Raw genomic sequence first — 19307 nt, forward strand, 5'->3', positions numbered from 1 at the left:
GCGCATCTTCTAGGATGCCGGAATGAAATGGCTGACCGGGTTTCTATTGGCGGCGGGGATGCTGGCCGCCCAGGCTGGTGACCTCTCGATGGCAAAGGCCGCGTTCGCGGAGAAGGACAAGGCGCTCAATGCGGAGTTCGCCGCGCTGAAGAAGGATCTGCGCCCGGAGCTCTTCACGAAGCTCCAGGAAGACCAGCGCGGCTGGGTCGAGCACCGCGACTACGTCAGCGACGGCCAGGCCCACGGCGACAAGCCGGAACAATCCGCCGACCGCTGGCAGAGCATGGCGGACATGACGAACTCACGCCTCGCATGGTTGAAGGCATGGCGGAAGCTCGACCAGAAGAAGAGCTGGTCCGGCAGCTACTCGGATGGACGCGGTGGCCTGTTGGAGATCGTGGAGAAGGATGGCAAGTGTTGGTTCGTGATGTCCGTAGTGCGAGGCCCCACCTTTCATACCGGAGAAATCAGCGGCCAAATGCGGGTCAACGATTCCACCGGCTGGTTCGAGACGAAGGCCGAGGGCGAGGACAAGCCCACCTGGCTGACCTTTCTCGATGGCCTCGACTACGCCGGGTCCGTACGGGTCGCAGAGGAAAACACCGGGTCCTTCCATGGTGCCCGCGCCTACTTCCAAGGCACCTACCTCTGGACCGGCGAACTCAGTGCGGAGGAGAAAAAGAACGTGATGGAAGGCAGGATCGGCGACTGAAACTCTTCCATCGCCAACAAGAAAACACCCACGCTCCGGAAGGAACGCGGGTGATGCATGGTTCGAACGGCGAACGAACGAAAATCAGCCGCGACGGCGGCGCAGCAATAGCAGCGAACCGAGGCCACCGAGAATGGCTGCGGACGGCTCCGGCACCGCCAGCCCAGCGAGGCCGAGATTGCGCAGTTCGGTCACATCGCTCTGGGTCAGCGTGCGGTTGTAGATCGCCACTTCATCGATCATGCCGTCCCACGCGCGGCTCTGGCCGTCCCGGGCGTTGCCGATGTTGATGTCCGTGAAAGACGGCTGGCCGTTGTTGGTGGTATAGCTGCCGAACAACGTGCCATCGATGTACACGGTGACGGTGGAGTTCGCGCCGTTCGGCGTCACGGTCTGCACCACCTGGTGCCAGGAGTTGGTGGAGACATTGCCTTGGACCGTGGCATTGGTGAGTCCGTTGTTGTAGGTCCACATTGCCAGGTTGGCGGCATTGGCATTCGCGCTTTGGGAACCGTACGAAAGATCGAACTGCGCGGTATCCGTGCCGTCCTCGAGGACGAAGTAGCGCTGGCTGGCCGCTTGGTTCGGATCGATCGCCGCATAGAACCACGCGCTGATCGAATAACTCTGGCCGAGCACGGAAGTACCAAGGCCGGTGCGGATGGTGTCCGTACCGGTGTGGGTGAAGTTCGCGGCATTCCCCACCAGCAGGGTGGAGCGGTTGGAAACATTGCCCGCGCCGGTGGCACCGGTGGAATTGAACGCCGCATCCCCGCTGAAACCGCTGGTCGGGCTGGTACCGAACACGGTGGCATTGGTGAAAGGACCTGCATAATCCGAGCCGACCGCCTGGGCGCGGTTGGTGATGACACCACCACTCGCAGCCGTTTGGAAATCGTAATAAGCCACCAGACCCGTAGTCACGGCGGCATGAGCCTGGGAGGATAGCAGGACGCTGCCGAGGAGAGCGATTGAACGAAGTTTCATAATTTTTCCTTTTGAGAAACCATTGGTGACGACGCCTCCCCTTTGGTGGAAAGCGGGAACACCCGTGCGACAATCAGCACAGAATCAGTACGTTTCTCAAAGCGCAAATTATTTTACCGAAATGACAATTTCGCCCCATTCCGGGGTAGTCCGCAGGGAGAGCCTCGAAATGCCCCTCCGCAGGCGATATTTCACGGAGCTCTCATCCGTCTTTCACAATTGGCCTTCATCCATGCTCCGCCGCCATGCCTATTCCTCCTGCCCTCCGCTCCTTCGTTCCGCTCGCCGCCGGTCTGCTCATCGGCGGCGCGGGAGTCAAATTGTTCGCCGACAGCCAACCGGGTGCCGAGGGAACTCCGGAGGCGGCGGTCACACGCTTGGAGACGGAGTTGAAAAGCGCCAGGAACCGCATCACGGAGCTGGAAGCCAGCGGCCGCACCGGGCGGCCGGGCCGCACGCTGACCGATGGACTGCGCGACCTGGCCGATGACATCCGCGCCGGCCGGCCGGTGAGTCCGGATGACATCTTCCGCCAATGCCAGCCGCTGATCGGCACCCTCGCCCCCTTGTTCGAGCGCATCCGCGTGCGCGAGGCGGAAAAGATGGCCGACAGCCTCGCCGGAGAAATGATCCGCCGCTACGGACTCGACCCCGCCCAACAGGCGACCTTGAAGCAGTGGTTCAAGCAAAAGGCCGAAGACGATGCCAAAGCCTGGACCGATCTGGTGAGCCGGAAAGGCACCTCGCTGCAGGATCTGGCAAAAGAAGCCCGGAATGTCCGGCCGGACCGCGGACTGGACAGTGTGATGGAGCCCATGCTGACGGGAGACAAGCTCGCCACCTTCAAGACCCAGCGCGCGACGGAAAAAGCCGAGCGCATCCAGCGCGACGCGGACATGCGCGTGGAGCGCATCGACGGCATCGTGGGATTGGATGCCGGCCAGCGCGATCAGGTGTTCGGCATCATGGCGCGGCAATCTCCCGACTACGATTCATCAGTGAAGCTGGAGGGAGCCGCCGGTGACATCGCGGCTTCCGGGAAAGGAACACCGGAGGAAGCCACCTTGGCGGTGTTGCGCCCGGACCAGCGCGAAAAGTATCTCGCCGAAAAGCAGCACCGCCGCGAAGAAGCGGCCAAGGATCTCCAGGCCATCGGCCTGACTCTGCCTCCGAACTGGGATCCACTCGATCCCTGACCTACTCTCATGACCTCCGTGAATGCCTCTCCCGCAGTGGAACGTTCCGCCGCCATCGACATCCGCGACCTGCGGGTGGACTACGGCGACTTCGTGGCCGTCGATGATCTCTCCCTCACCGTCCCGCGCGGCGAGGTCTTCGGCTTGGTGGGGCCGAACGGTGCTGGCAAAACCAGCACCTTCCGTGTGCTCACCACCCTGATGATGCCCACGTATGGAGATGTCTTCCTCGAAGGTGTGGACATCCAGGAAGATCTGGAAAGCGCGCGCCGGATCGTAGGCTACATGCCGGACCTCGCACCCGTGCCGTCCGACCTGAAGATCTGGGAGTTCCTCGACTTCCACGCCGCCGCCTACGGGCTGGGCACCAAGGCCCAACGCCGCGAGCGCGTGGCCGAGTGTCTGGAGGAAGTGGCCCTCACCGACCAGCGCAACAAATGGTGCAAGGAACTCTCCCGCGGTCAGACCCAGCGCGTGGTGCTGGCGAAGACGCTGCTCCACCGTCCGAAGGTGTTGATCCTGGATGAACCGGCGAGCGGTCTCGATCCCCTCGCCCGCCGCGACCTGCGGATGACGCTGCAACGGCTGGCGAACCATGGCGCGACCATTTTCGTCAGCTCCCATATCCTCAGCGAACTCGCGGAGATGTGTACGTCCGTCTGCGTGATGAACCGCGGCCGCCTGCTCGCCTCCGGCACCGCCGATGAGGTCCGCCATCAGCTCGGCAGCAGCGAGCGCACGCTGACCGTCACGCTGCTGGCACGGGCGGATGAAGCCGCGTCCTGGATCAGCAGCCGTCATGCCGTCCGCGATGTCCGCAGCTCCGCCCATCAGGTGGTCTTCGATTTCAATGGCTCGGATGAAGACCAGGCCGCGCTGATGGAAGACCTCATCCATGCCGGATTCCGTGTCCGCACCTTCGAGGAAAAGCGCACGTCCTTTGAAGAAATCCTCGTCGAAGTCGCCGAATCCAACCGCCGCTCATGAACGACCTTCCGCCTCCCACCACCCTCACTCCCCATCCCGCGTGGCGGTTCTGGGACAATCCGATCTTCCGGCGCTACTGCCGCTCACGGCTGCGGCCCCGTGGATTGTTCGTATCGATCCTGATCACGGTGATGATCGCCGCGTTCCTGTTCGCCATCACCCGCTCGGCTGCTGAATACCGGGCTCATCTCACCGCGATCGATGCGGAGCGCGCGCCATTGATTCCGCTGCTGGTCCTCCAAGGCCTGCTGCTGTTCGTCCTCGGCACCGCCCAGGTCTCCGGGGGGATGGTCGCGGAGCGGGATGAAGGGGTGATCGACTACCAGCGGCTGATCCCGATGACGCCGATGGCGAAAGTGATCGGCTATCTCTTCGGTCTGCCGGTGAGGGAGTATGTGCTGGTCTTCGCCACGCTGCCGTTCACCGCCTGGTGCCTGTGGAAAGGCCAGGTCGCCATGGCGGCGTGGCTGCCTCTCGCCATCGTCTTCTTCACCTCCACCCTGCTCTACCACTTCACCGGTCTGGTCACCGGCACGGTGGTGAAGAACCGCCGCTGGGCATTCCTCGTTTCGATCGGACTCGTCTTTGTTCTCTATACGGTGGCCCCCCAGATGTCCCGTTTCGGGCTGGTGTTCTTCAAGTACCTGACCATCACCCCGGTGCTGGAGGAGTGCATGCCCGCGCTGCTGCCGCGGCCGGTGGGCGCCGTCGTGGAGATCGGCAAGCTGCTCGCGCCAACGGTGAAATTCTTCAATCTCGATTTCCCCGAAGCGGCTTTCACCGTCTTCTCCCAGAGCAGCCTGATCCTGACTTTCATGATCATGCTCGCGCGCAGGTGGAAGCGCGCGGAGTCCCACCTGCTCGGCAAGACCTGGGCCACCGTGTTCTTCATCTGGATCCAGGTGCTCCTGCTTGGAAACGCGTTGCCGCTGGTGGAATCCGGCAACGTGTTTCCTTCCCACGGCTTCTCCAGGTACATGCGGCTCGCGGACGGTTGGGAACCATCGGCCATGGAAACCGTGGCCATGTCAGGCATCTACGGAATCGTCACCCTGGTGCTGCTGTTCATCCTCGCCGGCTTGATCACCCCCGCTCCGGACGATCAGGAACGCGGATGGCGGCGGGCCCGGAAACAAGGCAAACGCTCCCTGGCTTTCCTTTCCGATCCGGCCACGAGCACCTGGTTCGTCGTGGTGATGGCGCTCGCCGGGGCGGCCGGATGGTACCTGTTCACCCGCAGCCTGGTGGAATCGCGCTGGTTCCCCGGGCACACGGTGCCGCTGTCCGTGCTCGGCTATTTTACCGTGGTGATGCTTTCCGTCGCCATGGCCTTCCAAACCCTCCTCGAGGCAAAGGGAGGCCGCTTCATGTTCCTCGCGGCGATCGTTGTCGGGATCGCTCCCATTCTGGTGGGAGCCGTTCTCGGAACGACCAGCAACAGCCTTGGCACGCCCGCCATCTGGTTCACCGCCGCTTCTCCGGTCAGCCTGCCGCTCTATGCCGCTGGCAGCCTGCTCTCCATCTCCGAGTTGCCACCCGAGATCTCGAGAGCGGTCCCGCGCGCCTTCCACTTCTGGCTGCTGGTGATGATCTTCACCGCCCTGTGGCAGGCTTGGCGGCTCGCCGCCACACGGTCCGCGATGGCCCGCCAGGTGCTCGGCAGCGAACCACCTCCGGTGGCGGCTGAACGGGACCCCTCGTAATCGTTTCAACTTCCGGTCGGAAAAAATCATGCTCTGGTGTCCGGATGGCGGGGAGCCGTTCGTCGTAAGGATGAACCCCGTTCCAATCCAACCTCCTCCGAAGACACGATGAAATCGAAAATCAGCCCGTTCCTCTGGTTCGATACCCAGGCGGAAGAAGCCGCCAATTTCTACGTCGGCATCTTCCCGAACTCGAAGATCAACGTTGTCACCCGCTACCCGGATGCGGGCAAGGAGCACCACGGCAAGGAAGCCGGATCGGTGATGGTCGTGTCCTTCGAGCTGGATGGACAGACCTTCTCCGCGCTCAACGGCGGTCCGATGTTCCAGTTCAGTTGCGCGGTGTCCTTCGTAGTCGAGTGCGAGACCCAGGAAGAAATCGACCACTACTGGGAAAAGCTCGGAGCGGGCGGCGATCCCTCCGCCCGGCAATGCGGCTGGCTGGCGGACCAGTTCGGTCTCTCCTGGCAAATCGTGCCGAAGATCCTCCCGGATCTGGTGGCGGATGCCGGAAGCCCCGGCGCACAGCGCGCGATGGGCGCGATGATGCAGATGAAGAGGCTCGATATCGCGGCGCTGCAAAAAGCCTACGACGGCTGAGCGCAAGGCCGTGATGGGTTCGACGGATCTCGAACATCCCGGTGGCTTTTCCGCCGTCCTCTGATTGGATTGCCGCGTGCGAACGGTCTTCAAGGATTTTTCCTTCTCCGCGCTGGTCGCGGGGTTCGTAGCGGTGCTGGTGGGCTTCACCAGTTCGGTGGCGGTGATCTTCACGGCCACCCAGAACCTGCATGCCACGCCGGATCAAACGGCATCCTGGCTGTGGGCGATCGGCATCGGCATGGGGAGCCTGAGCATCCTTTTTTCCCTCATCTGGCGGCAGCCGCTGCTCATCGCCTGGTCTACACCCGGCGTGGCGGTGGTGGGAGCTGCCGCAGCAGCAGGGAACCTGACGCTTCCCCAGGCCATCGGCACCTTCATCGCGAGTGCCGTACTGGTCACTTTGGCTGGTTTCAGCGGCGGCTTCGAGCGGGTGATGAAACGGCTGCCGCTGCCACTGGCCTCCGCCCTGCTGGCAGGAGTGCTGGCACGCTTCGCGTTGGACGGGTTCATGTGTGTGCCCCGCAATCCGCTGCTGGTACTGACGATGGCGGCGGTTTACGTGCTCGGGCGGCGCTTCCAACCACGGGCCTGTGTGCCGCTGGTTCTTGCCACGGGAATTGCCATCGCGGCGGCCCAAGGCCTCTTCCCCCTGGAGTCGGTACCATGGAAAATCACCACGCCGGTGTGGATGGCCCCGGAGTTCACCATGGGCACCATTCTCGGTGTGGCGATGCCGTTGTTCATCGTGACGATGGCCTCACAAAACCTGCCGGGCGTCTCCGCGATCCGCGTGGGCGGCTATGAACCGCCGGTTTCGAAGGTGATCGGTTGGACCGGCATCACCACCTTGCTGCTCGCGCCCTTCGGTTGCTTCTCCGTCAATCTCGCAGCCATCACCGCCGCCTTCTGCACCGGACCGGAAGCGCATCCCGATCCCAAACGCCGCTACTGGGCACCGGTCTGCGCGGGCGTGTGCTACCTGCTGATCGGGCTCTTCGGAGCCACGGTGGCCGGATTGTTCGCGGCCTTTCCACGCGAGCTGGTGCTGGCGGTCGCCGGACTGGCGCTGCTGACCACCATCGCCAACGGCCTGACCTCCGCCTTGGCCGAGGAGAGGTTCCGCGAAGCCTCGGCAATGACCTTCTTCGTCACGCTCTCCGGTATCACGCTGGCCGGAATCGGCTCGGCGTTCTGGGGCATCGTCGCCGGAGCAGTGGTGCTGGCGCTGCACCGGAAAAAATGAGCGCCAGCCGCTGGTGGCGTACCTTTACGGCACGCGGAAGATCTCACCCGTGGATGGATCCTTGGCGAGCTTGCCACTCTTGATGTCCTCCACGTTGATCACGTTGTAGGGAGGATACGGGCTCAACACCCGACCGGGATTGGCGGTCTTGGTGGCGGTGGGGTAGTCCTTCTTGCCGGAGCCCGTACCCGAACCAGAACTGCCGCCGGTGGACGGAGGATTGGTGCGGGGGGTCGGGTTTTCAGTGTAGCCGCCGCCGTCGTTCGAACCGTAGGGATCACCACCACGGGAACCACCGCCATAGCCGCCATCCCGACCGTAGCCGGAATCCCCGCCCTGGCCATAGCCATTGCCGTAACCCCCATCGTTCGGACCATAGGGATCGCCATTGCCGTACCCATCGCCACGCATCTGCCGGGGACCCGGAGCACGAGGCCCGGGCGCGTCATATGGACTGCGCGGGCCGTAACCCGGAGGCGGACCGTAGGGGTCGCAGGAGGTCAGCAGGAGGCCACCCGCGGCGATTGCCACGGCGAGGGACAGACGGATCATCATGTTCATGGAACGTCGATGCGGATGGGTTTATTCACCAGACAAGGTCGGCCGGGTGATCAGGTGCTTGGAGAAGATGGCAAGCTTTCGGGCTTTGGAAAGGCGGTATCTGCGGTCGAAGACCCGGAAGCCGTCCCGGCGCATCTTCCCGAGCAGCGTCCGGTAGGTGTCCTCCATGATCGCCGCCGGCACCAGCGCGGCGCGGTCGGCGGCGGGCAGGGAGGCGTGGATTTCCTTCGCCTCCTGATAGAACGCCTCGGTCCGCTCCGCCTCGTACGCCATCAGGGCGAGGAAACGCCCGTCATGGACCCGACCGACGAGATCGCGCTCGGTGTATTGGAAGCGCCCCAGATCGGCCAGCGGCAGATAGATGCGGAGTTCGTTGGAAAGATCCTCGCCCACATCGCGAAGGATGTTGGTGAGCTGCAGCGCGTGGCCCAGCGCCACCGCGAAGCGGTCCGCATCCGGATGCTTGCAACCGAAGAGACGCACCGACACCAGCCCGACGGCACAAGCGACCCTCCACGTGTATTGGGAGAGATCCTCCCACGTGCCGAACCGCTGCGGCCGGAGGTCCATCTTGCAGCCCTCGATGACCGCCACCAGCAGCTCGGTGGGGATGCCGCGGACGTCGCGCAATTCCAATACCTCGCGCTGGAATGGTGTCGGCTCCGCGAAGCCGTTTTCCAAGCCGTCCTTCCACGCGTTGAGGGCCGCCTCGCGCTCGGCGGGTGGCACTTCCTGATCGTCCGCCAGATCATCGATCACGCGGCAGAAGGCGTAGAAGACGACCATGTCGTCACGCCGCTCCTTCGGCAGGATACCCAGCGCGAAGGCGAGGTTGGACTTCGCCTTGCGGGTGATTTCAGAGGAGACGACGGACATTCGGATGAATCAACGGATGAAGCCCCAGTGGCGGGTGGTGATCGGCCAGAGCGAGAAAAGGGCGGGACCCACCAGATTGAACTCCTTCACCGTACCCCAGTAGCGGGAATCGAGCGAATTGCCGCTGTTGTCGCCCAAGGCGCAGTATTCGCGCATGCCGGGAGCGGTGTCGATCTTGAGGTCGATCTCCTTCCCCGGGCCCGTCAGCACGGCACCCGCGCGACCCTTTGCGAACGAATAGCCCTTTACCGTCGGACTCGGGGCATTGAGCGCCTGGTCCCACAGGGGCAGGGTATAGACATGTTCGAATCCGGGTTCGCTGGCCACCTTGCCATTGATGAGGATGTTCGGCGGGAAAATCGCCAGCTTGTCCCCCGGCACCGCGGCCAGACGCTTGATGTAGTGGGTGCCGTCCGCCTGTTCATCTTCGTCATGCCCCTTTTTGGCAGGCTGCTTGGTGCCCGTGATCCCGCGGGTGTCGAACACGAAGACTTCTCCGCGCGTCGGTTTCCGGAAGTGATAGGAAACGCGATCCACCAGAACGAGATCCCCGGCATCGATCGTGCCTTCACACAGAGTGGAACCGGCGGGAATGGTCAGATTCGCACCCATCCCCGGCACGAAACTGGCGCTGTTCGGAATCAGCCGGTCAACGAGATCGTTGAATCCCGCCTGATAGATCTGGCTGGCGGGTGCCGGCATCCGGAGAACTCCTCCCGGTAGTTGGAACTCCGATCGGCTGAAGAAATGCAGGAACTGGGTATCGACGAGCTGGGGACAGTACCATCCGGTCTCCTGCTTCACGACCTGGATCTGCAGCGGCCGCTCGGCCACCTCCTTCACATAGCTGCGGCCACGGAGAACCGATTCCGTGAGGCGGGTGGGCAGCGCGGGCCAGTCTTTCTCCAGCACCGGCTTGCCGATGATCCCGTTGAGCGTCGGCTGCATGGAACCGGTGGGGATGCGGAACGGCTGGAGAACATACGTGCGCAAGCCGAGGGCGATGACAATGGCCACGAACATGACCTCGACGTTCTCCTCCCACCACGAAGGCGGCTGCTGGCCCTTCAAGGAATTCTCACAGGTGCCGCGGAGTTGCTTGGACGCCGCCTCCACCTTGGGAAGATCCTTGGCCTTGATCGCCTCCAGCAGATCCTGGCGGCGGGACTCGATCTCATCAATGCGGTCCGGCTTGAGAAGGTCGCGCTTGTAGTTGACGAATTTCCGCGCGCCTTTGACGAGCAGCAGCGCTTCCTTCTTCCACTTTGGCGTGAACATGGGCGGGAGTGTCGGGGAAGGCGATTGCGCAAGCGCGCTTGCCGGGATTCGCCGATACAGAATATTACAATTTCTGACGCGAACTTTGGCCCCGCCCGGATATTTCGTGGGATTGGCAGCCGTAACGGGGGCGCTTTCCAAACCCGCCCTCCGGTCCCGCGAATGCGGCGGAACCGCCCCTCATCCCGGAGTTTGCACCGGAGCGGGTTCATGGTTTGGTAGCGCCTCCCCGTCATGACCGAGCCGAATCCACCCGCCAAACGCTCTTCCCCTCTCAAGCCAATCCTGTGGCTGCTCGTTCTTGGCGGCCTCGGCTACGGCGGCTGGCACTGGTATCAGAAGCGGGCCGCGACCCAGAAAGGAGATGCCACTTCCGGAGCGGTCGGCCCGGGCGGCGGACGCCGAGGGCAGGCCTCCGGTCCGGTGACGGTCGCCACGGATACCGCCAAAGAGATGGATTTCGAGGAATGGTCCACCGTTTCCGGCACCGTGACGCCGCTGAACGTGGTGACGGTCCGCAGCCGGGTGGATGGTGAGCTGCTGAAGGTGAACTTCACCGAGGGAGCCACGGTGAAGAAGGATGACCTGCTCGCGGAGATCGATCCGAAGCCCTATCAAGTCCTGTTGGACCAAGCCAAGGGCCAGAAATTGCGCGATGAGGCATTGGAGCAGAACGCCCAGGCCGACTTGAAGCGCTACCAGACCCTGCTGGCCCAGGATTCGATCGCGAAGCAGCAGGTGGACACCCAGGAATCGCTGGTCCGCCAGTACAAGGCCGCCATCGAGTCCGACACCGCCGCGGTGGAGGCCGCCCAGCTCCAACTCGACTACACCAAAGTCCTCGCCCCGCTCACCGGCCGCGTGGGCCTGCGCCAGGTCGATCCCGGCAACCTGATCCGGGCCTCGGACACCAACGGTCTGGTGACCATCACCCAGATGGACCCGATGGGCCTGATCTTCGCCGTGCCGCAGGATCTGGTCCCGACCTTGGTCGGCTACCTGAACACCAAGACCGAAGTGCCGGTGGAGGCGCTCTCCGCCGACCAACGCACCGTAGTCGCCAAGGGCAAGCTGCTGACCAGTGACAACCAGATCAACCCGACCTCCGGTACGCTGAAATTGAAGGCCGAGTTCCCCAACCCGGATGGCAAGTTGTTCCCGAACCAATTCGTGAACGTCCGCGTCCGCGTGCGGGTGGAGCCGAAGTCCGTGGTCGTACCCGCCGGCGCGGTGCAGGAAAGCTCGCGCGGCCGCTATGTCTATATCGTCAACCCAGATCAGTCGGTGAGTTTCCGGCAGGTGGAAACCGGCGCGACCTACCGCGAGATCACCCGCATCGTGAAGGGACTGTCCCTCGGCGAACAAGTGGTGGTCTCCGGCCTCGACCGCCTGCGCGATGGTTCGAAGATCGTGCTGGCCTCGCCCGGTGGCAGCGAAGGCGGTGGCGGGCACAAGCACGGGGAGAAGCCCGCGGGTGACGAAACCGCCAAGCCGGAGGGCGAACGGAAGCACAAGCGCCCGCAATGAACCCCTCGCGGATTTTCATCGAGCGCCCGGTGGCGACCACCCTGTTGATGGTGGCGCTGCTGCTGGGTGGCTTCTTCGGCTACCGGTTGCTGCCGGTCTCGGCCCTGCCGGAGGTGGACTATCCCACCATCCAGGTGACCACGCTTTATCCCGGCGCGGGACCGGAGGTGATGGTGTCCTCGGTGACCGCACCGCTGGAACGCCAGTTCGGCCAGATGCCCGGGCTGACACAAATGTATTCCGTGAGCAGCGGCGGCGCGTCCGTGCTCACGCTGCGCTTCACCCTCGGCATGAGCCTGGATGTGGCCGAGCAGCAAGTGCAGGCCGCCATCAATGCCGCTTCCAATCTGCTGCCCACCGACCTGCCCAGCCCGCCGGTCTATAACAAGGTCAACCCGGCGGACGCGCCGATCCTCACCTTCGCGCTCTCGTCCAACAGCCTGCCGCTCACCAAGGTGCAGGACTACGCGGACACGCGGCTGGTGCCGAAGTTGTCACAGGTTTCCGGCGTCGGCCTGGTCACGCTCAGCGGCGGCATGCGCCCGGCTGTTAGAATCCGGGCCAATCCCGGAGCTCTCGCATCGCGGGGACTCACCACCGAGAACCTGCGCACGGCCATCGCCGCCGCCAACGTCAGCCAGCCGAAGGGCAGCTTCGATGGGCCCACCCGCTCCAGCACGCTGGATGCGAACGACCAGCTCATCTCCGCCACCGACTACCAGACACTGGTGATCGCGTGGCAAGACGGGGCCGCCGTCCGCGTGAAGGACGTGGCCGATGTGATCCCCGGTGCGGAAAACGACCGCCTCGCCGCCTGGGCGAACGACCGCCCCGCCGTGGTCATCCAGATCCAGCGCCAGCCCGGCGCGAACGTGATCGAGGTGGCGGACAGCGTGAAAACGCTGATGCCGAAGCTGAGCGAAGGCCTGCCCTCCGGCATCGACATCACCCCGCTCACCGACCGCACCGTGACCATCCGCGCCTCGGTGAAGGACGTGCAGGAGGAAATGTTGATCGCCATCGCGCTGGTAGTGGCGGTGATCTTCGTGTTCCTGTGGAACTGGCGCGCCACCATCATTCCCGCCGTGGCGGTGCCGTTGTCTTTGGTCGGCACCTTCGCCGCGATGTACTTCTGCGGCTTCAGCCTGAACAACCTCACGCTGATGGCGCTGACCATCGCCACCGGTTTCGTGGTCGATGACGCGATCGTGATGATCGAGAACATCGCGCGTTACATCGAGAAAGGCGATCCGCCGCTACAAGCCGCGCTGAAGGGCGCGAAGCAGATCGGCTTCACCATCATCTCGCTGACGATCTCGCTGATCGCGGTATTGATCCCGCTACTGTTCATGGGCGATGTGGTGGGCCGGTTGTTCCGTGAGTTCGCGATCACGCTGGCGATGGCGATCCTGATTTCCGCGGTCATCTCGCTGACGCTCACGCCGATGATGTGCGCGCGTCTTCTCAAGGATGAGGCGCACGCCGAGGTGGGCCGTCTCGGCCGGATGGTAAATGCCTTCTTCCACCACATCATCGAACTCTACGGCAAGGCGCTCGATGTGGTGCTCAACCACCGCGTGACCACCATGCTGGTGTTCATCGCCACGCTGGTGGCCACGGCGCTGCTCTACCACACCGCGCCGAAGGGCTTCTTCCCGGATCAGGACACCGGCGTGATCCAGGGCATGACCGAAGCCCCGGAAAGCGTGTCCTTCGAAGAAATGTCCGCCCGCCAGCAGGAGATGGCGAAGCTGATCCTCCAGGATCCGGCAGTGGACAGCGTGTCCTCGTTCATCGGCGTCGATGGCGCGAACGCCACGCCGAATGTCGGCCGCGTGCTCATCAACCTGAAGCCACTGGAGGAACGTCGCACCAGCGCCTCGGACATCGTGCGCCGCATCCAGGATCACTCGCTCTCGATCCCCGGCATGCAACTCTATCTGCAGGCGGTGCAGGATCTCGGCATCGACGACCGCGTGAGCCGCACCCAGTACCAGATGACGGTGGATTCCCCGAACTCCGCCGATCTCGCCGAGTGGGTGCCGAAGATCATCGCCAGGATGAAGGAGAATCCGATGGTGGTGGATGTCGCCGACGATCTCCTGAACAAAGGCCTGCAAGCGAAGGTCGAGATCGACCGCGACCTCGCCGGTCGTCTCGGCATCACCGCCGCACAGATCGATGCCGCACTCTACAATGCCTTCGGACAGCGGCAGGTTTCCACGATCTTCACGCAGGGCGGCCAGTACCGCGTGATTCTGGAAAGCGAGCCTGCGTTCAAGCGCGGCTTCGAGGCCTTCGATCATGTCTATGTCACCGGCGGCGATGGCACGCCGGTGCCGATCACCAGCGTGGCACGCATCGTGGAAGAGCCGACCTCGCTGCTGATCGCCCGCCAGGGCCAGTTCCCGGTGGTGACGCTTTCCTTCAACCTCGCGCCCGGAGCCTCGCTCGGCGCGGCGGTGGAATCCGTGGGCAAGGATGTGGAGTCGTTGAAACTGCCCCAGAGCATCAAGTTCGAGTTCCAAGGAACGGCGGTGGCCTTCCAAGCCGCCCTGACCAACCAGCTCTGGCTGGTGCTGGCCGCAGTGGTGGTGATGTATCTGGTGCTGGGCATTCTCTACGAAAGCTTCATCCATCCGGTGACGATCCTTTCCACGCTGCCCTCCGCCACGGTGGGCGCGCTGCTGGCGCTGAACCTCACCGGCACCCAGCTCGGCGTGATGGCGATCATCGGCATCGTGCTGCTGATCGGCCTGGTGAAGAAGAACGCGATCATGATGATCGACTTCGCACTGGAAGCAGAGCGCACCCGCGGAGCCGATCCGCGCTCGGCCATTCATGAGGCCTCGATGTTGCGCTTCCGTCCGATCCTGATGACCACGCTGGCCGCCTTGCTCGGCGCGCTGCCACTGATGCTAGGCAAGGGCGTCGGCTCCGAACTGCGCCATCCGCTGGGCATCACGATGGTGGGCGGCCTGCTGGTGAGCCAGGTGCTCACGCTGTTCACCACGCCGGTGATCTATCTGATGTTCGATTCCATCGCCCGCCGCTGGAGACGGAACAGCGATGAGGAAGTCGTGCCTGCGGCGGAAGCCACGCCCGTGCCATGAAGTTCACCGAGATCTTCATTGATCGTCCGGTGGCCACCACGCTGGCCACCGTGGCGGTGGCATTGGCCGGAGCCCTCGCCTACTTCGAGCTTCCAGTCTCACCACTGCCGCAGGTGGACTTCCCCACCATCGGCGTGAACGCGAGCCTGCCCGGCGCGAGTCCGGAAACGATGGCCGCTACCGTGGCCACGCCGCTGGAGCGCACGCTGGGCCGCATCCCCGGGGTCACCGAGATGACCTCAAGCAGCTCGCAGGGCAGCACCGACATCACCCTCCAGTTCGATCTCAGCCGCGACATCAACGGCGCGGCCAATGACGTGCAGGCCGCCATCAACGCCGCCCGCAGCCTGCTTCCATCCGGCATGCCCTCGATGCCGAACTATCGGAAGCGCAATCCGGCGGACTCGCCGATCATGATTCTCTCGCTCACCTCGGATGTTTACAAGCCGGGGGACATGTACGATACGGCCTCGACCGTGATCGCGCAGAAGATCGCGCAGGTGCCCGGCATCGGCCAGGTGTTCGTGGGTGGCAGCTCGCTGCCTGCGGTGCGTGTCTCGCTGGACCTGCCAGCGGTCGAACGTTCCGGGCTCTCCGTGGACGAACTCCGCGGCACCGTTTCCGCAAACAATGTGAGCCGCCCGAAGGGCTATGTGGAGGAGGGCACCCGCCGCTGGCAGGTCACCGCCTCCGACCAACTCCACACCGCGAAGGACTACGTGCCGATGATCGTCGGCTACAAGGAAGGCTCCGCGGTGCGCTTGGGCGATGTGGCGAAGGTCGAGGATTCCGTGCAGGACGTGCTCAACTACGGCACCAGCAATGGCGTCCCCTCGGTTTCGCTGGTGCTGTTCCGCCAGCCCGGCGCGAACATCCTCGAAACCACCGCCGCGGTGCGGAAGCTCCTGCCGCAGCTCGAAGCCTCGCTGCCCGCCGCCATTGATCTGAGCGTGACGATGGAACGCACGGCGACCATCAAGGCCTCTCTCAATGAGGTGCAGCACGCGATGTTCCTCTCCGTCGTGCTGGTGGTGCTGGTGGTGTGGCTGTTCCTGCGCCGCGCCCGGGCCGCGCTCGTTCCCGGAGTCGCGGTGCCGGTTTCGCTGATCGGCACCTTCGCGGTGATGTACGCCTGCGGCTACAGCATCGACAATCTCTCGCTGATGGCGCTGACCATCGCCACCGGATTCGTGGTCGATGACGCGGTGGTGGTGCTGGAAAACATCGCGCGCCACATCGAGAAAGGCATGCCCGCGAAGGAAGCGGCGCGGAAAGGTGCCGCCGAGGTGACCTCGACGGTGATCTCGATGAGCCTGTCGCTGGTGGCGGTGTTCATTCCCATCTTGTTCATGGGCGGCATCGTCGGCCGCTTGTTCCGCGAGTTCGCGGTGGTGCTCTCCGCTTCCATCGCCGTCTCGCTGGTGGTCTCGCTCACCGTCACGCCGACGATGTGCGCGCGGCTTCTGGCCCACAAAAAAGGCGAATACCAGCCGGGCCGGATTTCGCGTGGCATCGAGTGGTGCTTCACCACGATCCAGAATGCCTACACGCGCACACTGGATGTGGCTCTCACCCACCGCTGGCTCACGCTGCTGGTGCTGATGGCCACCGTCGCCCTCACCGCCTGGCAATATGTCACCATTCCCAAAGGCTTCTTCCCGCAACAGGATACCGGCCAGATGCGCGGCAACATCAGCGGCGACCAGAGCATTTCCTTCGCCGCCATGAAAGAGAAGGTGATCGAGATCGCGGAGATCATCCGCCAGGATCCGGCGATCGCTTCGGTGAATGCCAGCACCGGCGGCGGAGGGCCCGGAGGAGGCTCGCGCAACAACGGCAGCGTTTACATCTCGCTGAAGCCGCGCGACCAGCGCCAGGACGGCGCCTTGGAAATCATCGCCCGCCTGCGCAAGAAGACCGCCCACATCGCTGGCGCGACGCTCTATCTCCAGCCTAACCAGGACATCCGTATCGGCGGGCGCTCCAGTGCCGCGAGCTACCAGTACACGCTCCAGTCCAGCGACCTCGCCGAACTGCGCTCGTGGGAAGCGAAAGTCCGCCAGGCCCTGCTCGGCATCAAGACCATCACCGACGTCAACAGCGACTTCCAGGACAAGGGCGGCCTCACCCGCGTGGTGGTGGACCGCGATACCGCCGCCCGTCTCGGCGTGGCGATGCGCGACATCGATACCGCGATGAACGACGCCTTCGGCCAGGCGCAGATCTCCACCATCTATGCGGAACTGAACCAGTACAAGGTGGTCTTCGAAGCAAACCGCCATTTCTCCACCGACGCCGGTGGCCTCGATCACATCCGCGTGAAATCCACCGATGGCACGCTGGTGCCGCTCACCGCCTTCGCGCGCTGGGAATCCGCGCCCGCACCGCTGACGGTGAACCACCAGGGCCAGTTCGCCGCCGTGACCTTCTCGTTCAACCTCGCGCCGGGCGCTTCCTTCAGCGACGCCACTGATGCGGTGAACGACGCGGTCAACAGGCTCGGCATCCCGGAGACCGTCCAACACAACTTCGCTGGCAGCGCGGGTGTGTTCGCCGATTCGATGTCCAGTCAACCGTGGCTGATCGTCGCGGCGCTGCTGGTGATCTATCTGACGCTGGGCGTGCTCTATGAGAGCTTCCTGCATCCGCTCACGATCCTCTCGACGCTGCCGTCCGCCGGTGTCGGTGCGCTCCTCGCATTGCAGCTCTGTCAGATGGACTTCGACATCATGGGCTTCATCGGGATCTTCCTGCTCATCGGCATCGTGAAGAAGAACGCCATCATGATGATCGACTTCGCACTTGATGCGGAGCGCACCCGCGGTCTCGATCCGAAGCAAGCGATCCTCGAAGCCTGCGAGCTGCGCCTGCGCCCGATCCTCATGACCACGCTCGCGGCGATGCTCGGCGCGCTGCCACTGGCGATCGGCTTCGGCGAAGGCTCGGAACTGCGTCGGCCGCTTGGTGTGGCCATCGTCGGTGGGTTGTTGCTCAGCCAGCTTCTCACGCTCTACACCACGCCGGTAGTCTATCTCTTCCTCGACAACATGCGCCATCGTTTCCTCTCGCGCCGGAAACAGCCGCACCTCGACATCCCCGCAGTTCCGTCCGAAGCTTGATCCGCGGCCATCCTTTCCCATCCCGTGAAACGCTCCCTTCATCTCACGCCTCTCGTCGTCCTGCTCAGCGGTTGTTCGCTGGTCGCGCCGAAGCAGCAGCTCGATCCCGGCATCCCCGCGAACTTCAAGGAAAGCGGCATCTGGCGGAAGGCGCAGCCCGCGGCGCATCTGCCGCGCGGCGATTGGTGGCGCTTGTTCAATGACGGCGAGCTGTCCTCGCTGCTGAAGCGCGTGGAGGTTTCCAATGCCTCGCTCGCAGCCGCCGAAGCACAATCGCGTGAAGCCGCCGCGCTTGTCATCAGCGCGAAGCTGTCGTTCGTGCCCAGCTTGACCGGCAATGCCTCGGCCACCCGCAGCGGACTCGCGGGGAAGAGCAAGGGCACGGAATACAGCATCGGCGCGTCTTCCTCATGGGAACTCGACCTGTGGGGGCGTCTCCGCCACAGCGCGCGCGCCACCACCGCCGATGCGGAAGCCGCTGCCGCGGACGTGCAATCGACCAAGCTCAGCCTCCAGGCCCAGGCCGCGCAGACCTATTTCTCACTGCGCGCGGTGGATGCCCAGCGCGACCTGCTCGACCGCCAGATCGAGAGCTACGAAAAGTCACTGGAGATCACCCGCAACCGTTACGCGCAAGGAGTGGTCTCGCGCGGAGATGTCGCGCAGGCGGAAACGCAACTCGCCGCGACCCGCACCGCCGCCATCGAGACCGGTGTGCAACGCGCCACACTCGAACACGCGCTCGCCGTCTTGGTCGGACAGGCACCCGCCGCGTTCTCATTGCCGCGCCGTCCTCTTGCTTCTTCCGTGCCATCGATCCCCTCCTCCACGCCATCACGTTTGTTGGAACGCCGTCCGGACATCGCCGCCGCCGAGCGCCGCGTGGCTGCGGCCAACGAGCGCATCGGTGCCGCCAAGGCCGCGTTCTTCCCAACGATCTCGCTCGGTGCCAGTGGTGGCTGGAGCGGCGCGGGCAATCTCTTCACCGCTCCCACCCGCTTCTGGTCACTCGGCCCGGAACTCGCCGCACCGATCCTTGATGGCGGCCAACGCCTCGCCGCCAAAGCGCAGGCCGATGCCACTTACGACCGCACCGTCGCCGAGTATCGCCAGACCGTGCTGACCGCGTTGCAGGAAACCGAAGACGCACTCGCGACCCTGCGCGTACTGTCCCAGGAAGCCGGTGCCCAGCAGTTGGCCGTAAAGGCCGCGCGCGACAGCGAACGCATCGCCCTGAACGAATACAAGGCGGGCACCAACAACTACCTGAACGTTGCCGTGGCCCAAGCCGCCGCGTTGACGGCGGAACGCAATGCGCTCGATTTGCAAGCGCGGCGCCTCAATGCGGCAGCAGCGTTGGTCTCCGCTTTAGGCGGTGGATGGTGATCCGCCCTTTGTGCTA

Annotated in this window: 14 protein-coding genes; 10 read left to right on the plus strand and 4 right to left on the minus strand. The window is 64.0% G+C overall.

All coding sequences use genetic code 11. The features are described 5' to 3' along the window. The first annotated feature begins 22 nt into the window (after window positions 1-22). Window positions 23-712, plus strand: coding sequence for a lysozyme inhibitor LprI family protein (locus KBB96_RS16050; protein WP_211630509.1), 690 nt, complete (start codon window positions 23-25; stop codon window positions 710-712). An 84-nt stretch (window positions 713-796) separates the two neighbouring features. On the opposite strand, the gene KBB96_RS16055 is transcribed toward KBB96_RS16050, so the two are convergent. Further along, a complete protein-coding gene (locus tag KBB96_RS16055) occupies window positions 797-1699 on the minus strand; it encodes a LamG domain-containing protein (protein WP_211630510.1) in 903 nt (300 codons plus the stop codon). A gap of 245 nt (window positions 1700-1944) precedes the next feature. Between KBB96_RS16055 and KBB96_RS16060 the strand changes: the two genes are divergently transcribed. From KBB96_RS16060 to KBB96_RS16080, 5 genes are all read left to right on the plus strand, one after another. After that, window positions 1945-2895: a hypothetical protein gene (locus tag KBB96_RS16060; RefSeq protein WP_211630511.1), complete on the plus strand. Its 951-nt coding sequence runs from the start codon at window positions 1945-1947 to the stop codon at window positions 2893-2895. Between the two features lie 9 nt (window positions 2896-2904). Next, a complete protein-coding gene (locus KBB96_RS16065; protein WP_211630512.1) occupies window positions 2905-3882 on the plus strand; it encodes an ABC transporter ATP-binding protein in 978 nt (325 codons plus the stop codon). After that, on the plus strand, window positions 3879-5585 hold the full coding sequence (locus tag KBB96_RS16070) for a hypothetical protein (protein WP_211630513.1): 1707 nt from the start codon (window positions 3879-3881) through the stop codon (window positions 5583-5585). The genes KBB96_RS16065 and KBB96_RS16070 overlap by 4 nt, the downstream gene beginning before the upstream one ends. A 108-nt stretch (window positions 5586-5693) precedes the next feature. After that, the gene (locus KBB96_RS16075) at window positions 5694-6185 is read left to right on the plus strand and encodes a VOC family protein (RefSeq protein WP_211630514.1); all 492 of its coding nucleotides are present in this window, start codon (window positions 5694-5696) and stop codon (window positions 6183-6185) included. A gap of 76 nt (window positions 6186-6261) precedes the next feature. Then, window positions 6262-7431 carry a benzoate/H(+) symporter BenE family transporter gene (locus tag KBB96_RS16080; protein ID WP_211630515.1) on the plus strand — a complete coding sequence of 390 codons (1170 nt, stop codon included), beginning with the start codon at window positions 6262-6264 and terminating at the stop codon, window positions 7429-7431. Between the two features lie 24 nt (window positions 7432-7455). On the opposite strand, the gene KBB96_RS16085 is transcribed toward KBB96_RS16080, so the two are convergent. From KBB96_RS16085 to lepB, 3 genes are read right to left on the minus strand one after another with little or no spacing between them, the layout of a single operon-like run. Next, window positions 7456-7986 carry a hypothetical protein gene (locus tag KBB96_RS16085; RefSeq protein WP_211630516.1) on the minus strand — a complete coding sequence of 177 codons (531 nt, stop codon included), beginning with the start codon at window positions 7984-7986 and terminating at the stop codon, window positions 7456-7458. A 27-nt stretch (window positions 7987-8013) separates the two neighbouring features. Next, on the minus strand, window positions 8014-8868 hold the full coding sequence (locus KBB96_RS16090; protein WP_211630517.1) for a phytoene/squalene synthase family protein: 855 nt from the start codon (window positions 8866-8868) through the stop codon (window positions 8014-8016). A gap of 9 nt (window positions 8869-8877) precedes the next feature. Further along, entirely contained in the window at window positions 8878-10146 is a 1269-nt protein-coding gene (gene lepB, locus KBB96_RS16095) for a signal peptidase I (RefSeq protein WP_211630518.1), read from the minus strand. A gap of 234 nt (window positions 10147-10380) precedes the next feature. Here lepB and KBB96_RS16100 point away from each other — a divergent pair, with 234 nt between their 5' ends. Genes KBB96_RS16100 through KBB96_RS16115 form a run of 4 tightly spaced genes read left to right on the plus strand, consistent with a single transcriptional unit; the run spans window position 10381 to window position 19291 of the window. Next, window positions 10381-11673: an efflux RND transporter periplasmic adaptor subunit gene (locus KBB96_RS16100; RefSeq protein WP_211630519.1), complete on the plus strand. Its 1293-nt coding sequence runs from the start codon at window positions 10381-10383 to the stop codon at window positions 11671-11673. Then, window positions 11670-14786, plus strand: a complete 3117-nt coding sequence (locus tag KBB96_RS16105) for an MdtB/MuxB family multidrug efflux RND transporter permease subunit (protein WP_211630520.1) — start codon at window positions 11670-11672, stop codon at window positions 14784-14786. The genes KBB96_RS16100 and KBB96_RS16105 overlap by 4 nt, the downstream gene beginning before the upstream one ends. Next, complete coding sequence (locus KBB96_RS16110; RefSeq protein ID WP_211630521.1) at window positions 14783-17905, plus strand: multidrug efflux RND transporter permease subunit; 3123 nt, start codon at window positions 14783-14785, stop codon at window positions 17903-17905. Before KBB96_RS16105 ends, KBB96_RS16110 begins: the two co-directional genes overlap by 4 nt. Before the next feature lie 24 nt (window positions 17906-17929). Beyond that, entirely contained in the window at window positions 17930-19291 is a 1362-nt protein-coding gene (locus tag KBB96_RS16115) for an efflux transporter outer membrane subunit (RefSeq protein WP_211630522.1), read from the plus strand. The last annotated feature ends 16 nt before the right edge of the window (window positions 19292-19307 follow it).

Source organism: Luteolibacter ambystomatis (assembly GCF_018137965.1).
In the GTDB taxonomy this organism is placed as follows: Bacteria; Verrucomicrobiota; Verrucomicrobiia; order Verrucomicrobiales; family Akkermansiaceae; genus Luteolibacter; species Luteolibacter ambystomatis.

Coding starts and splice junctions, on each gene's coding strand:
- KBB96_RS16050 (WP_211630509.1), top strand. CDS start 23: ATGAAATGGCTGACCGGGTTTCTATTGGCGGCGGGGATGCTGGCCGCC.
- KBB96_RS16055 (WP_211630510.1), bottom strand. CDS start 1,699: ATGAAACTTCGTTCAATCGCTCTCCTCGGCAGCGTCCTGCTATCCTCC.
- KBB96_RS16060 (WP_211630511.1), top strand. CDS start 1,945: ATGCCTATTCCTCCTGCCCTCCGCTCCTTCGTTCCGCTCGCCGCCGGT.
- KBB96_RS16065 (WP_211630512.1), top strand. CDS start 2,905: ATGACCTCCGTGAATGCCTCTCCCGCAGTGGAACGTTCCGCCGCCATC.
- KBB96_RS16070 (WP_211630513.1), top strand. CDS start 3,879: ATGAACGACCTTCCGCCTCCCACCACCCTCACTCCCCATCCCGCGTGG.
- KBB96_RS16075 (WP_211630514.1), top strand. CDS start 5,694: ATGAAATCGAAAATCAGCCCGTTCCTCTGGTTCGATACCCAGGCGGAA.
- KBB96_RS16085 (WP_211630516.1), bottom strand. CDS start 7,986: ATGATGATCCGTCTGTCCCTCGCCGTGGCAATCGCCGCGGGTGGCCTC.
- KBB96_RS16090 (WP_211630517.1), bottom strand. CDS start 8,868: ATGTCCGTCGTCTCCTCTGAAATCACCCGCAAGGCGAAGTCCAACCTC.
- lepB (WP_211630518.1), bottom strand. CDS start 10,146: ATGTTCACGCCAAAGTGGAAGAAGGAAGCGCTGCTGCTCGTCAAAGGC.
- KBB96_RS16100 (WP_211630519.1), top strand. CDS start 10,381: ATGACCGAGCCGAATCCACCCGCCAAACGCTCTTCCCCTCTCAAGCCA.
- KBB96_RS16105 (WP_211630520.1), top strand. CDS start 11,670: ATGAACCCCTCGCGGATTTTCATCGAGCGCCCGGTGGCGACCACCCTG.
- KBB96_RS16110 (WP_211630521.1), top strand. CDS start 14,783: ATGAAGTTCACCGAGATCTTCATTGATCGTCCGGTGGCCACCACGCTG.